The 15,261-nt window shown below is 33.2% G+C and carries 14 protein-coding genes; 2 read left to right on the forward strand and 12 right to left on the reverse strand.

Annotated elements, in window-relative coordinates:
- Window positions 1–7: 7 nt before the first annotated feature.
- The 9 genes from dnaJ to Q2T46_RS01810 all read right to left on the reverse strand — a co-directional run bounded on the left by dnaJ (window position 8) and on the right by Q2T46_RS01810 (window position 11,442).
- The gene (dnaJ, locus tag Q2T46_RS01770) at window positions 8–1,150 is read right to left on the reverse strand and encodes a molecular chaperone DnaJ (protein WP_303264524.1); all 1,143 of its coding nucleotides are present in this window, start codon (window positions 1,148–1,150) and stop codon (window positions 8–10) included.
- A gap of 52 nt (window positions 1,151–1,202) precedes the next feature.
- Window positions 1,203–3,044: a molecular chaperone DnaK gene (gene dnaK, locus Q2T46_RS01775; protein ID WP_303264523.1), complete on the reverse strand. Its 1,842-nt coding sequence runs from the start codon at window positions 3,042–3,044 to the stop codon at window positions 1,203–1,205.
- 24 nt (window positions 3,045–3,068) lie between these two features.
- Entirely contained in the window at window positions 3,069–3,731 is a 663-nt protein-coding gene (gene grpE, locus Q2T46_RS01780; RefSeq protein WP_303264522.1) for a nucleotide exchange factor GrpE, read from the reverse strand.
- A gap of 5 nt (window positions 3,732–3,736) precedes the next feature.
- On the reverse strand, window positions 3,737–4,771 hold the full coding sequence (hrcA, locus tag Q2T46_RS01785; RefSeq protein WP_303264521.1) for a heat-inducible transcriptional repressor HrcA: 1,035 nt from the start codon (window positions 4,769–4,771) through the stop codon (window positions 3,737–3,739).
- A gap of 93 nt (window positions 4,772–4,864) precedes the next feature.
- A complete protein-coding gene (hemW, locus tag Q2T46_RS01790) occupies window positions 4,865–5,995 on the reverse strand; it encodes a radical SAM family heme chaperone HemW (RefSeq protein ID WP_303264520.1) in 1,131 nt (376 codons plus the stop codon).
- Window positions 5,988–7,805: a translation elongation factor 4 gene (lepA, locus tag Q2T46_RS01795; protein ID WP_303264519.1), complete on the reverse strand. Its 1,818-nt coding sequence runs from the start codon at window positions 7,803–7,805 to the stop codon at window positions 5,988–5,990. Before lepA ends, hemW begins: the two co-directional genes overlap by 8 nt.
- 42 nt (window positions 7,806–7,847) lie before the next feature.
- Entirely contained in the window at window positions 7,848–8,108 is a 261-nt protein-coding gene (locus Q2T46_RS01800; RefSeq protein ID WP_311062295.1) for a hypothetical protein, read from the reverse strand.
- A gap of 5 nt (window positions 8,109–8,113) precedes the next feature.
- Window positions 8,114–9,238 (reverse strand): glycosyltransferase family 4 protein, encoded by a 1,125-nt coding sequence (locus Q2T46_RS01805; RefSeq protein ID WP_303264517.1) that lies wholly within the window; start codon window positions 9,236–9,238, stop codon window positions 8,114–8,116.
- A 5-nt stretch (window positions 9,239–9,243) separates the two neighbouring features.
- On the reverse strand, window positions 9,244–11,442 hold the full coding sequence (locus Q2T46_RS01810) for a hypothetical protein (protein WP_303264516.1): 2,199 nt from the start codon (window positions 11,440–11,442) through the stop codon (window positions 9,244–9,246).
- Window positions 11,443–11,544: 102 nt separating this feature from the next.
- Between Q2T46_RS01810 and Q2T46_RS01815 the strand changes: the two genes are divergently transcribed.
- A complete protein-coding gene (locus tag Q2T46_RS01815; RefSeq protein WP_303264515.1) occupies window positions 11,545–12,258 on the forward strand; it encodes an N-acetylmuramoyl-L-alanine amidase in 714 nt (237 codons plus the stop codon).
- Window positions 12,259–12,274: 16 nt separating this feature from the next.
- Here Q2T46_RS01815 and spoIIP read toward each other — a convergent pair whose 3' ends face one another.
- The 3 genes from spoIIP to Q2T46_RS01830 form a co-directional block, all read right to left on the reverse strand.
- Window positions 12,275–13,462, reverse strand: coding sequence for a stage II sporulation protein P (spoIIP, locus tag Q2T46_RS01820; RefSeq protein ID WP_303264514.1), 1,188 nt, complete (start codon window positions 13,460–13,462; stop codon window positions 12,275–12,277).
- 65 nt (window positions 13,463–13,527) lie between these two features.
- Window positions 13,528–14,499, reverse strand: a complete 972-nt coding sequence (gene gpr, locus Q2T46_RS01825) for a GPR endopeptidase (protein ID WP_311062296.1) — start codon at window positions 14,497–14,499, stop codon at window positions 13,528–13,530.
- A gap of 4 nt (window positions 14,500–14,503) precedes the next feature.
- Window positions 14,504–14,830 (reverse strand): phage holin family protein, encoded by a 327-nt coding sequence (locus tag Q2T46_RS01830; protein WP_303264512.1) that lies wholly within the window; start codon window positions 14,828–14,830, stop codon window positions 14,504–14,506.
- A gap of 150 nt (window positions 14,831–14,980) precedes the next feature.
- Between Q2T46_RS01830 and rpsT the strand changes: the two genes are divergently transcribed.
- Window positions 14,981–15,247 (forward strand): 30S ribosomal protein S20, encoded by a 267-nt coding sequence (gene rpsT, locus Q2T46_RS01835; RefSeq protein WP_303264511.1) that lies wholly within the window; start codon window positions 14,981–14,983, stop codon window positions 15,245–15,247.
- The last annotated feature ends 14 nt before the right edge of the window (window positions 15,248–15,261 follow it).

Here is a 15,261-nt window from a genome sequence, read left to right on the forward strand (position 1 = left end):
CCCTTTTTTATGCTCCAAAAGCATCTTTTACTTTTTCAAAAAAAGATTTTCTACCGCCATCATTGCTAAGTTTATCAAATTCTCTCAATAGCTCTTTTTGCTTTTCTGTCAGCTTTTTTGGAACGTCAATATAAACTTCTACGAATTCATCACCACGACCTCTACCATTAATATGAGGTATACCTTTATTTCTCAATCTGAATACAGTTCCTGTCTGAGTACCAGGTGGAATATTGTATATAGCCTTGCCATCCAGAGTTGGAACCTCTATCTCTGCACCAAGTGCTGCATCTACAAAACTAATTGGCATCTTAACCAATACATTAAATCCGTCACGTTTAAATATTTTATGAGGTTTTATATTTATGACTATAAAGAGATCGCCATTTGCTCCACCTCTTTCCCCAGGCTCACCTTCTCCTCTTAATGATACCATTTGTCCTTCATCAATTCCAGCAGGAATATTGACTTTCAGTTTTCTAGTCTTTCTTACCTTTCCTGTGCCATGACACTTGGAACATGGATTTTTAATTATTTTACCTTCTCCATGACATCTGGAACATGTTCTAACATTTACTATCCTTCCAAACGGCGTATTCTGTATAATTCTAACTTCGCCGGTACCATGGCAATCCGGACATACTTCCGGATTCGTGCCAGGATTTGCACCTGTACCATTGCATCTATCACATTTTTCATATCTTTCTACTTCAATCTCTTTTTCTACTCCAAATGCAGCTTCTTCAAACGTCAATGTTAAATTTAATCTGATGTCTTTCCCCTTTTGCGGTCCAGTCCTCCTTCTAGTACTTCCTCCAAACATATCACCGAAAATATCGCCAAAAATATCACCAAATCCACCGAAGTCAAATCCACCGTGGTCGAAGCCACCAAATCCACTAAAATCTCCTTGATTGAACCCACCTTGGTTAAATGCAGCATCTCCAAACTGATCATATTGTGCTTTTTTCTGTGGGTCAGATAAGATTTGATATGCTTCATTTATTTCCTTAAACTTTTGCTCTGCCTCTTTATTGCCAGGATTTAAGTCAGGATGATATTTTTTTGCAAGAGTTCTGTAGGCTTTTTTTATGTCATCATCACTGGCATTTCGGTCAAGACCTAATATAGCATAATAATCTTTCGCCATCTTTATCACCTGCCCTTCTTAACACGAATGAGAACCAGGATTGCCCTGGTTCTTATTTATTATCTTTGTTGTCATCTTCCATCTTGTAGTCTGCTTCATATACGTTATCTTTATTAGATGTTCCATTATTACCAGTATAATTATTTGTCTGACCAGCACCACCGGCTTGCTGATATATGCGAGATGACACATTATAAAATGCTTGTGACAATTTCTCTGATGCATTTTTTATGGCATCAATGTCGCTGCCTTCAAGAGCTTTTCTAACATTTTCTATCTCTTTATTTATATCATCTTTCTCCTGTTGTGTCATCTTATCTGCTAAATCTTTCATGGTTTTTTCAGCTTGATAAATCAGAGAATCTGCATTATTTCTGACTTCAATCTCTTCTTTTCTCTTTCTATCTTCTTCTTCGTGCTGTTTTGCTTCATTCATCATTCTGTTAATTTCTTCTTCACTTAAATTGGAAGAGGATGTAATTGTTATATTCTGAGATTTCCCTGTACCTAAATCTTTTGCAGATACATGGACAATACCATTAGCATCAATATCAAATGTCACTTCTATTTGTGGCACACCTCTTGGTGCTGGCGGAATCCCTGTCAGCGTAAATCTACCAAGTGTTTTATTATCACGGGCCATCGGTCTCTCACCTTGCAGCACGTGAATTTCAACTGATGTCTGTCCATCTGCTGCGGTAGAGAATATTTGGCTCTTCTTTGTAGGTATTGTTGTATTTCTCTCAATTAACTTTGTAAATACACCGCCAAGTGTTTCGATACCAAGCGAAAGCGGAGTAACATCAAGCAAAAGGACGTCTTTTACTTCGCCACCTAATACACCAGCTTGAATTGCAGCTCCAATTGCAACACATTCATCTGGGTTTATGCCTTTATGAGGCTCTTTCCCCATTATTCTTTTTACTGTCTCTTGAACAAATGGTATTCTTGTTGAACCACCAACTAAAATAACTTTATCTATATCAGATGGACTAAGCTTCGCATCGCTTAATGCACGATTTACTGGTTCAACTGTAGATTGTACTAAATCATTTATAAGTTCCTCAAATTTCGCTCTTGTCAAGTTAACATCTATATGTTTTGGTCCTGTAGCATCAGCTGTTATAAATGGTAAATTTATATTAGCTGTCGTAGCAGAAGAAAGCTCTATCTTTGCTTTTTCAGCAGCATCTTTTAATCTCTGCATTGCCATCTTATCATTTCTTAAATCAATTCCATATTCTTTCTTAAAGTTGTCTGCGAGCCAATCCATTATTCTCTGGTCAAAATCGTCACCACCTAAGTGGTTATTACCACTAGTTGCTAGAACCTCAAATACTCCATCTCCTATCTCGAGAATGGAAACATCAAATGTACCGCCACCTAAGTCATACACCATAATTTTTTGATTTCCTTGTTTATCTAATCCATATGCCAATGATGCAGCCGTTGGCTCGTTGATAATTCTCTTTACATCCAATCCTGCTATTCTACCAGCATCTTTAGTAGCCTGCCTTTGGCTATCATTAAAGTATGCTGGTACAGTTATTACTGCTTCGGTTACTTTCTCGCCAAGATATGCTTCAGCATCTGCTTTTAACTTCTGTAAAATCATAGCTGATATTTCTTGTGGTGTATAGCTTTTTCCATCAATCGTAACACGATAATCTGAACCCATATGTCTTTTTATTGACATTACTGTCCTCTCTGGATTTGTTATAGCCTGCCTTTTTGCTACCTGACCTACTAATCTTTCACCTTCTTTTGTAAAAGCAACAACTGACGGTGTAGTCCTAGCACCTTCAGAATTTGGTATAACTACTGGTTGTCCTCCTTCCATCACAGCTACACACGAAAAAGTTGTACCAAGATCAATTCCTATAATTTTTCCCATCGTCTTTTCCTCCTATTTAAATATTTATTTTGCTACTTTGACCATACTTGGTCTTATTACTTTATTATTAAACATATATCCCTTTTGAAATACTTCAATTATTTCATTTTCTTTTTTGCCATCTGCCTCTTCCTGCATTACAGCGTGATGTTTGTATGGATCAAACATCATTCCTAAAGACTCTATTTCTTTCACACCCATTTTTTCTAAAATACCTTTAAATTGTTTATAAATTAAGTTAATACCTTCTTTGAAGGACCCATTTTCGCCATTATCATCATATTGAGTTTCAAGGGCTCTTTCAAAATTATCTATAACAGGCAATATGTCTAGTATCACCTGTTCTTTACCATATTCAACGAGATCTGCTTTTTCTTTTTCTGTTCGCCTTCTATAGTTCTCAAATTCAGCTTTTAATCTTTGAGCCATTTCTAGATACTCGTTAGCTTCTTCCTCTTTTTGTTTTAACTTATTTTTCAATTCTTCAATTTCTCCTTCGTCATTGTTCTTTTCTTCATTTGAATTATCACTTTCTACATTTTTCTCATCTTTACTGGTATTATGAGAAGAATCAATGTCAGCACTATCTTCGCTGTTTAAATTTTCATTATCATATGCAACTTCTTTTCCATTATTATTTTCTTTTTCATTTGTTTGATATTCTATCGTTTCTTTTTCTTTATCCAATTGTTTCACCTCTTATTTCCTTGATATATATATGATAAAACTTTTGATAGTTCGTTAGACATCATATTTATCTCATTTATAAGCCTTTTGTAATTCATTCTTGTAGGCCCTATTATGCCAAAGGTACCAACAATTTCACCATTTATTTTGTAGGTAGATTTTATAATACTTAAATCCCACATTTCTTCAAATTTGCTTTCGCTACCTATAGTGACTTCTATTGAGTCATCCTCAGGTTCCAATACCGAATTCATGATATCCCTGTTATCAATCAAATCAAAAAACGTCTTGGCTTTAAAAAGATCTTTGTATTCAGGAAAATTAAGAATATTAGAAATTCCTTCCGAATACAAATCTGTTTCATCCATCTGCTTTAAACCATTTAAAATTGTATCTGTAATTTTATCTATAAAACCTATAGCGCTGCCAGACTCTTTTTTAATTTCATCCCTTAACGTTTTATCAACTTCTCTTTTTCTTTTTCCAATCATTTTATTATTAATGAGGTTATTTAAAAACTCAAATAAATTGCTATCAATATTGTCTTTCAGGCTTATTAAATAATTTTTCATAATGCCTGATTCTGTCATTACAAGAAGTATTAATTTGTTGGAATCAACAGGTAATATCTGTATTCTTTTAATCGTGTTTTCATCAATTCGTGGCATTTTTACTACAATAGTGTGATTAGTAATGCTTGATAACAATTTTGCATACTTTTTTACAATCTCGTCAATTTCTGCAAACACTTCATTAACAGAGTCACTTTCATAATCATATGTTTCATTTAAATAGTGCTCTAATATATTATTAACATAAAACCTGTATCCTTTATCTGATGGGATTCTACCTGCCGATGTATGTGGCTGTTCGAGATAACCCATTTCTTCCAAGTCAGCCATCTCATTTCTAATTGTTGCAGAACTTACACCAAGGTCATAGCGTTTTGCTATTGTACGAGATCCAATTGGCTCTGCCGTCAAAATATAGTCATTAATTACTGCTTCTAATATCCTCTTCTTCCTATCATCTAACGGCATATTCACCACCCCAAATTCTTTTATTAGCACTCTTAGCTAGAGAGTGCTAATCACGATTTAAAAATACCACTATTGTGGATATTTGTCAATACTCTAAATTAAAAAATCCTCAAACACATTATTTGATACATCAACTCCTCTCCGAGTAAGCCTAATATTGTCACCTTCTCTGATTAAAAGATTTAATTCAATATTTTTATCAATAGCATTTTTAAATATCGAAAACATGCTTTTTCCAAATCTAGTCTTAAAATCTTTATCATAAACACCATCCATCATTCTAAGTCCTAAAAACATGTATTCAGACATTTTATCTTTCTCATCCAGCACATCAATATCTTCAATCGCATATCCTGTACGGTTTATCATTTCTATGTACTTTTTTATGTCTTTTGCATTTCCACATCGTCTATTGTCTACAAAAGAATAAGCCCCAGGGCCAAAACCTATATATTGTAAATCCTTCCAATAGAGTGTATTGTGACGACATTCATAACCTGGTATCGCATAATTTGATATTTCATAATGTTTAAAACCACTTTTCTGTAAAAATTCAATGCTATAATGATACATCATCATTTCAAATTCATCATCTGTCGGTATGAACTTATTTTCTTCATACAATTTATAAAATACTGTTCCCTCTTCTAAAATCAATCCATAGCATGAAACATGAGTGGGCTTTAATGATACTACATTTGACAATGTTTCTTTAAAGTCATCAAATGTCTGATCTGGCAGTGAGTACATAATATCAATATTTATATTATCAAAATATTTAGTTATCATATCATAATTTTCTATGAAGTCATGTATCGTATGAATTCTGCCTATTTTCTTTAGCAACCTATCCTGCCAAGCCTGCAAACCTATGCTTATTCTATTTATGCCTATTCTTTTATATGTCTTAAGTTTCTCATCGTCAATCAATCCAGGATTTAATTCTATAGATATTTCTGCGTCATTGCTAATATCATAATATTTGTAAATTTCATCTAATATATTTTCTATATAAAAGGGAGGCAAGACATTAGGCGTACCTCCACCTATATATATAGATGTAAATATATCTTTTAGTTCATCTTTTCTGTTTCTAATCTCCTTTATTATAGCTTCTTTAAAAGGCTTAAAACTATCTTCCATATTGGCATACGAGTTAAAGTCACAATAATAGCATTTCCTTTTGCAGAAAGGAATATGAATATAAATACCTGATCTAATCATTGTCATCATCAAGCTTCAGAATTGACATAAAAGCCTCTTGAGGAATTTCTACTTTTCCTATTTGCCTCATTCTCTTTTTGCCTTCTTTTTGTTTCTCTAGTAACTTTTTCTTCCTCGTTACATCCCCGCCATAGCATTTTGCCAGCACATTTTTTCTTAGCGCTTTTACAGTTTCCCTAGCTATTATCTTTGATCCTATAGCTGCCTGTATAGGTATTTCAAAAAGATGCCTTGGTATATTCTCTTTCAGCCTTTCAGTCATCTTCCTGGCTCTTTCGTAAGCCTTATCTTTGTGAACTATCATAGACAAAGCATCTACAATTTCACCGTTAATAAGTATATCCAACTTTACAAGATCTGACGTCTTATAACCTTTTAACTCATAGTCTAAAGAAGCATAACCTTTTGTCCTTGACTTAAGTGCATCAAAGAAATCATATATTATTTCGTTTAAAGGTATGTCATATTTTATCAATACTCTTGTTGGCTCGAGATAATCCATACCTTGATATATGCCCCTTCTATCTTGACACAGTTCCATTATAGGGCCAACGTAATCTGTCGGCGACATTATCGTCGCAGTGATAATAGGCTCTTCTATATGGTCTATTTCTGTTGGCTCAGGTAAATTTGCTGGATTGTCAAGCTCAATTATTTCACCGTTTGTCTTGTATACCTTGTAAATTACGCCTGGAGCTGTGGTCACTAAATTCAGATTATATTCTCTTTCCAGTCTTTCTTGTACTATGTCCATATGCAAAAGTCCTAAAAACCCACACCTAAAGCCAAATCCAAGAGCCGCCGATGTATCAGGTTCAAATGTTAGAGATGCATCATTTAATTGCAGTTTTAAGAGTGCATCTTTTAAATTCTCATAATCTTCCCCTTCTGCCGGATATATTCCACAGTAAACCATCGGTGTGACTTTTTTATATCCCGGCAATGGCTCTGATGCTGGAAATTCAGCATTTGTTATAGTATCGCCAACTCGAGTGTCTCTTACATTTTTTATACTTGCTGCAACATACCCTACATCACCGGCAGACAGGAAATCAACAGGACTTAAATTAGGTCTGAAAATTCCTACTTCTGTCACCTCAAATTCTTTCCCCGTCGACATCATCTTTATCTTATCACCTTGTTTTAACGTGCCATCAAAGATCCTTATAAAACTAATAGCTCCTTTATAATTATCGTAAAATGAATCAAATATTAAGGCCTTCAAAGGCTTATCCGGATCTCCAGATGGAGCTGGGATTCGTTTTACAATGGCTTCCAGCACTTCTTCAATGCCTATCCCTTCTTTTGCCGAAATAAGAAGTGAATCTTCTGCGTCTATTCCTATCACGTCCTCTATCTCTTTCTTTACAAAATCAGGATCTGCCGATGGAAGATCTATCTTATTTATAACAGGTACAATCTCAAGATCATGTTCTAATGCTAAATACAAGTTTGCCAGTGTTTGTGCTTCAATTCCTTGTGTAGCATCTACAACAAGCAAAGCACCTTCACAAGCCGCAATACTTCTGGATACCTCATATGTAAAATCAACATGACCAGGAGTATCTATAAGATTTAACTCGTATTCCTCCCCGTCTTTTGCTTTGTATATAAGGCGGACAGGCTGTAGTTTTATCGTTATACCCCTTTCTCTTTCAAGATCCATGCTGTCTAAAACCTGCTCTTCCATCTCTCTTTCCGTCAATACACCCGTTCTTTCAATCAATCTATCTGCCAGCGTCGATTTCCCATGGTCTATATGCGCAATAATGCAAAAATTTCTTATGTTTTCCTTGTTAACCTTTGACATTTCAAACCTCCTTCACACATATTAATATTATAGCATAAAAAATTAGTTATAAAGAGATTTGAAAATATCAAGTACACCTTTTAGTGAAAATTGCTTATTTTCACCAAAAAGTGTTATATCAATGAAATTTCTTTCAATATTAATCTTAAATAAGTTTTGTTTAGCTTCCCCTGTTGTAAGTGTATTAAATGTATAATCAACTCGAAATAGGCAAAGCACAATAAAGATTATATAAATTGATAAAAGAAAGTATATACGCCTTATTTTTCTTAATCTTTCCTTTCTTTCTTTAACTCTGCTCAAACTTTTCATTTCCTCCTAAGATTTTCATACAAAGTATCTATTTTATTTAACATCTTTTCTTTTGAAAAATTATTTACGATATATTCTCTGCCTTTTTTTGAAAATTTATTTCTCAAATCAGCATTTGTTGCAAGAATTTCAATGGCATTCGCTAAATCATTTGGACTTTCAGGATTCACAATTATTCCATCTTCATTATTTTTTATTATCTCAGGTATTCCACCTACATTTGTTGCAATAACTGGCACACCTAATGCCATCGCTTCAGCAACTGAAACGCCGAAGCCTTCACTATGTGACGGTAAAACAAAGATATCTATATTCCTTAAAAAATCTTTTATATCATTTCTATACCCTAAAAACTGAATATTTTCAAGTTTCGCTTCTTTTGCCATATCCTGTAGATAATTAAGATACGGTCCATCACCTGCCACAAACGCAAAGACTTTTACTCTACCTTTAAGTATTTCCAATGCTTTTATCAAATCTTGCACACCTTTCGATGGTATCAGCCTTGAGATGCAGCCAATTAATAATGTATCAGATTCTAAATTGTATTCCTTTCTTAAATCGAGAAATGGATTATCTTGATATGTAGATAAATCAACGCAATTATAAATCACATTGACTTTTTCAGGATCTATATTTTCTTCATCTACAATTGCTTTTTTCAATGCTTCTGATACAGTTATTATTGCATTTGTCCTCTTGTTTAAACATTTATTCATACCGAGATAAAGTCTCTTCTTTATCTTATTCATCCTTCTATATTCTGGAAAATTGTGTACTGTCATAACAACCTTTGAGTTACATCCAAGACATGCTAATCTTCCGACAAGAGACGCCTTTGCCCCGTGAAAGTGAACTATTTCCGGCTTAAAATCTTTTATCATATTGCGAATTCTAATAATCGCATTTGCATCTTTTGAAACATTTAATCCATCGCAAATATCAACATGATAAACTAAAACTCCATTTTTACGCAAATAATCACTTGTGTTTTTGTCAAAAGAACATCCTACTGCCAATTGATACTTTTCTTTATCAAGGCCAAGCAGTATAGACAATAAATGCTTTTTCATTCCTCCTTCAGCCGCCCTTATTATATGCATGACTTTTATTTTTCCCATTTATATCAGCTCCTAGATTCAACCTCTCTATTCTCATCGATAATAAAATCAATAAGCATTGGTCCTGTATAAACCATCATAGTTGCAGCGGCAACAACACCTGAATCATTGAAAATAAGGGCAAAAATGCTTCCAACTATCGTTGAAAAAAAGCATATATAAATAAATCTGTGCTCGTTTAATATTTTCTTCATGGATCCCATCGGTTTATAAAAAAGTACAAAAAGCACAAATATCAGAGTAATCAATACCTTACTCCAAAGCGAATATCTAAAAAGCTTCAAATTCATGCTTATTTTTCTTATAAATATTTGAAAAAGCGGGTAAAGTCCATCATTTTTAACCAGATTAAATGTTTGTCCTATATGGGTCTGCTGTGAAACTGGTCTCAAAGAATCGGCATAAAACATTAAAAGCAGCAAAGCAACTATGCTTATAGCAACTATTGAAATATTTTTTAAATTCAACCTTTTCCCAAATAAATACATAGTAGACACAGAAAAAGCAGCAAACGCAGCTATACTGCCACCGACATTTGTCCCAACAGAAGGTGATGCTATAAAGTAGAGTGCAGCTATATATATTAGTACATTGGCAAATATTAAATATTTTTTATTTGCTTTATTAAACACCTCAAATGATAAAAGATTAAAGCACAATGTTGCCCCAATCAAGATTCCCATATACTCGTTGCCGATTCCATAAAACCTTGCTCCCGCAATGGCATCATAGCTTAAGAAAGAATTTTTTAAAAGATTATAACCAGTTAACATATCAATGATTAAAATAGCCGCTGTTAAAAAAGCAATAGAAAAATATCGAAAACTGCTTTTGCTGCTTATATTATAGAAAATTAAAGCAAAAAACAGCGTCATTGAAGCAATCCCTAAAATGCTAATAGGTACACTTGTATAATTAAAAATAGGCAGCAGTAAAAAACTTAAAGGCATGATAGGTATTAAAAGCAGCAAAGGCTTCATATAAACAGAGTATTTTCTGAAAAATATTAAGGCAACTATAGATAATATCAATATAACAATCTGCAGTACAACATACGTTTTTAAAAAAGGAGATCTATATGTATAGTTGTACGTCAACTGCTTTTCCAGATTATTAAGTTGTATTAGGCTGCCATCAACACCTGACGAATACAATTTATGCCCTGTTACAAAAGCTGGTACATCTAAATCAAAATAATTTAATATTGTCGGCAATACATCCGTATTTGTAACAATGCCAATCCTTTTTGTCGTCTCAGAAGTTATAAGCTTATTAGTCTCAATACCATTTCCGTACATTACAACAGGTGCCAAAAAATCGTTTTGTCCCATTTCTGCCGACGGAGGTAGTGGTGTCACAATCATGTATAAAGTATTTTGGTCATCAGTAGATAGTATCCTTCCAATGAAATTATCCGCATCTTGCAATGCTTTCTTTCTATTTTGTGCGTTTATTTTATCAAGTCCATTTTTTTGATAATCATTCGCTCTTGCGGTATCACCTAAATCAAAAATAGTCAAATCTACGTTATCTTTAACAGCAACATATTCTTCATACATCCTGTCGTAATCTGTAGAAATACCGTATGGTCTTAAAGGATCCTTTTTTAACACTCCTTCGCTGACATCTCCATAAGGTACGATACCGCTGTAATTCATGCCTATTAAAGGAACATATCTTTTATAATCAGTATCTGTATCCTCGTTGCCAAATACAGCAATGCTATATCCTGCCTTCATTAGTTCATCTCCTAAAAGTCCCGGCCTTATAATATGATTTCTTTTAGAATTGTTCCTAATAATTTGCGCTATATCTAAATTTAAAATCTGACCTTCTTTAGGAGATACACCAGTATTCCTTTGAAAAATAGTTGATGCCTTATTGCCCTCAACAGATTCCCATGAATTAAAATTTAAAGAAGCAAAACTTGAGCCAACAGCACGTGTACCTGTGCCGATTGTCATAAACACATTTTCTTCAGATCTGCCTCCATCTGCATTAACAGTCATAAGACCATATGTACCATTATCAATCATTCTATTAATGTTTTTTAAATCATTTTCTAAATAATCTTTAATCGTAACTCTATTCAATATAAATACTACTGCTTTTTTACTTTTAACATCTGTTTTAGCGTATCCAATAGAATAGATATTTAAGAACAAAAGTATCAAAATCAAAAACAGCACTGACTTTTTTCTCATTGCAACCTCCTCATATAGTAAATTCATCCAATTATTTTAATTATATACAGTATAATAAGCCTCATTTCGTCTTAACATAAAACTAGATTGGAGGCATTAAAATTGAAAAAAATATTTACTTCTGACAGATTTAAAAAATTTAATTATATATATTGTACCATATCTGTGGTACTTTTATCCACAATACTGCTATTTATTAGCAATACTTTGATTGCATTTTCAACTACAAATGAATTAAAAGGAAAAACAATACTCATAGACCCAGGACATGGTGGTATTGATGGAGGTACCAGTTCAGGCAATCTATTAGAAAAAAACATCAATTTAGAAGCATCAATGATTTTGAAATCAAAACTAATAAGTCATGGTGCTAAAGTAATTATGACTAGAGATAAAGATGTATCGTTAGAGAACCTTTGTAACGATAATGACTACAGGCATAGACGAGATTTAAAAGCAAGAGTAAACATGATTAATGATAATAAAATAGATATTTATTTAAGCATTCATGTTAATGCAGTTTCAAATGCCCCATATGTAAAGGGCCCTATGGTCTTTTATTCAAATACAAATGAAAATAGCAAATCATTAGCCGAATATATACAAGTGTCTCTAAATGTTGCTGCAGGCGTAAATAGAAATCCAAACATTGCAAACTATTTTCTATTAACAAATGCAAAAAAGACGGGTATTTTAGTAGAACTTGGCTTTATTACAAATATTAACGACAAAAACCTACTACAAAGCAAAGAATATTTATCAAAATTATCAGATGCCATAATAGATGGCCTAGAAAAATACTTTAAGAGCAAATAATGAGGTAAAGACCTCATTATTTGACAAGCCCATCATTCTTTGATACTTCATGTATAGCCTTTGCAAGAAATGGCGTTGTATTTAAAGCCTCTTCAAGAGTATTGTAATTGCTACCCAACTCAATCAATATACCTTTTTCTGAAAAATGCTGGTTATATTCAGCATATTGATGAACTTCTATTCCTAAGGATATGCCAGGATATAATTCATTTAACTTGTCGCTAATTTGTTTAGCAAACTCATAATTTTTCTTCCAATCTTCTTTCATTTCAGCAGTTCTCCTAGAACCAATAATAAATAAGATTTTTGCTACGGTTTGCCCATTTATATCCATAATATATTTTTTTCTATACGCTTGATTCGATAAATTGCTTAAAACCGGTATACTATCAACTCCAGGCTGCATAACACTTCCATATCCATCTCTATGTAAATCTATCGTGACTTTTATCGATGGATATTCATCTAGGTATTTTTTAACAGAAAGAGAAGAATTATAATATGACTGATCATAATTGTAATCGTGTATGGCACGATCGTGCAGTACAGCTATCCCGTAATCATTCATCAAGTAATTTGCTAAACTATCTCCAACCCTGACCACATTGTAATTAAGGTCATTTGTCCTATCATAGCCATATTTTGCTACATACTTGTTTTTTTCAGTTGCAACATACGATTCCATTGTATGTGTATGATAAAGCAGTATTAAGGGTTTATCAGGCGTAGTACCGTTAACAATTGGTTTGTCAGGTGTATTAACGTTATTTTTTGAGGCTATATCTGTAACTTTATTATCTGTGTTTTTATTAGCAGTGTCTTTTTGATTACTTGTAAGTTGTGTTGTAGAAGCCTTTTTATTTGTATCAATATCTATTTGAGATATGATGGGAATTTGATATTTTAAAATTTTAAGTGGATCGTTTTGACTGAGATTAAACATTGAAGCAATAGTTAAATCTCTATTATAAAAACCTTGCGTTTTGTAGCTTACATCAACTGCAGGCATTGTATAATTTAAAGCAGTTATGAATACACCATCTATGTTGTTGTACTCCTCTGCAAATGCTTCCGTAACAAAATTTATACTTGATGCTTTTATATCGTCAGTCATTAGCCATCTATAGAACAAGATATTAAAAAGCAGTAAAATAAGAAAAGAGATCTTTTTAATACGATAATACCTTAATGAACTTCTGTACAATGAAAGCACCTCTCTTTTGTTTTTATACTATAAAATATTCACAAGAGAAGTGCTTTATTACAATTTTAATGTACAAGTTGATTCATCTCATCTACTGTCAAATTAGGCTGCAAAGCTAAATTAATTACCCGCGACAGTATGGATGAAATGTTTTTTATGAGAAGGTCAATTTCTTTAGGCGTAACTATGAGATTTTCATCAGGACTCAATACTTCTTTAATAAGAGCGTATTTATCCTCCTTATCCATGTTTTTTAATACATTATAAAGTGGACTATTGCTGCTTGTATTTTTTATTAATGCACTTTCTAAATGATCTATAGCATCATTGGCAATAGTAGCAGCATCCACTACAGTAGGTACACCTATAGCAATAACAGGTACCCCTAAGCTTTCCATGTTAATAGCTGATCTTTTGTTTCCGATTCCAGAACCGGGGCTAATACCTGTATTTGATATTTGTATTGTTGTAGCCAATCTCTCAATCCGCCTAGATGCAAGAGCATCAATAGTAATAACTAAATCAGGTTTTATATTATCAATTATGCTTTTTACAATTTCTGCAGTTTCTATACCAGTAATACCTAATACACCTGGAGCCATTGCACTTACAGAACATATATTATCGCCAAATTGCAGAGGAGCTAATTCCTTCAAATGACGAGTCACAACAATATTTTCTATAACCTTAGGTCCCAATGCATCTGGCGTTACATTCCAATTTCCAAGGCCAATGACAAGTGTTTTAATATTTACATTAACATTTGAAATTTCCTTTACAACATCTGCAAGTTTTTGTGCAACTTTGTCTTCAAGCTCAATGTCCCTATATCTCAAATCAGGTGCCTCTATCGTTATATAATCACCTATTGGTTTCCCCATTGCTTTAACGCCTTCATCATTTAATATGCTTACTTTGACTGTCTTAATGCCATCTTCTTCTTTTTCATCGACTGAAACTCCAGGTATCTCTCCAGCATGTCCATCTTTATATAGCTCACGAGCTTCTACAGCAAGATCTGTCCTTATGCTGAACATAATCTCACCTCAATTCTGTAGGGATAAAAGCGTCAACGAGCCCAATGACAAATGCGGCTATTATAGATCCTAGTATAGTAGCATGTATCGTTGGAATTATAAACTGCGATACATATATTACAATTGCCGCTACTACAAATCCAACTACACCCCTACTTCTGGGTGAAATATTTTTACCTAGCAACGCTTCTACTATATAGCCTAGTAACGCTATTACTATTGCCGATATCAAAGCACCCCAAAATCCCGCAACACTAAAACCAGGAACTAGGTAACCTACTATCATTAAAACAATTGCTGACACAACAAACCTTATTATCGCTTTTAACATAAAATCACCTCCTACAAATATAATTGACAATTTAAAAAATATTATTCGCCACAAAAAAACTACTAATTCACATCTTACCTGATAATTATATTGCAAAAAATGTTTTTTCGTGGTAAAATTACATTTGATTGATTTGAGGAGGTGAATGGTTTGGCAAACATAAAGTCCGCTAAGAAAAGAATACTTGTAACAAAAAGAAGAACATTAGAAAATAAAATAGTAAAATCAAAAGTAAGAACGGCTATTTCTAAATTCGAAAAGAATTTAGCAGAAGGTAATATAGATAATACGAAAGCTGCATTAATTAATGCAATTAGAGAGCTTGACAAAGCTTACTCAAAAGGTACATTGCATAAAAATACAGTTGCAAGAAAAAAATCAAGATTATATGCAAAGTTTAACGCATTAAATGCTTAAAAAAGCGTACGTTG

Origin of the sequence: Thermoanaerobacterium sp. CMT5567-10, assembly GCF_030534315.2 — a bacterium.
Classification (GTDB): domain Bacteria; phylum Bacillota; class Thermoanaerobacteria; order Thermoanaerobacterales; family Thermoanaerobacteraceae; genus Thermoanaerobacterium.

Excerpts from the sequence above, each read along its gene's own strand:
- hrcA (WP_303264521.1), bottom strand. The coding sequence starts at position 4,771 with ATGCCGTTAGATGATAGGAAGAAGAGGATATTAGAAGCAGTAATTAAT.
- Q2T46_RS01805 (WP_303264517.1), bottom strand. The coding sequence starts at position 9,238 with ATGGGAAAAATAAAAGTCATGCATATAATAAGGGCGGCTGAAGGAGGA.
- lepA (WP_303264519.1), bottom strand. The coding sequence starts at position 7,805 with ATGTCAAAGGTTAACAAGGAAAACATAAGAAATTTTTGCATTATTGCG.
- Q2T46_RS01810 (WP_303264516.1), bottom strand. The coding sequence starts at position 11,442 with ATGAGAAAAAAGTCAGTGCTGTTTTTGATTTTGATACTTTTGTTCTTA.
- dnaK (WP_303264523.1), bottom strand. The coding sequence starts at position 3,044 with ATGGGAAAAATTATAGGAATTGATCTTGGTACAACTTTTTCGTGTGTA.
- gpr (WP_311062296.1), bottom strand. The coding sequence starts at position 14,499 with ATGTTCAGCATAAGGACAGATCTTGCTGTAGAAGCTCGTGAGCTATAT.
- Q2T46_RS01830 (WP_303264512.1), bottom strand. The coding sequence starts at position 14,830 with ATGTTAAAAGCGATAATAAGGTTTGTTGTGTCAGCAATTGTTTTAATG.
- dnaJ (WP_303264524.1), bottom strand. The coding sequence starts at position 1,150 with ATGGCGAAAGATTATTATGCTATATTAGGTCTTGACCGAAATGCCAGT.
- hemW (WP_303264520.1), bottom strand. The coding sequence starts at position 5,995 with ATGATTAGATCAGGTATTTATATTCATATTCCTTTCTGCAAAAGGAAA.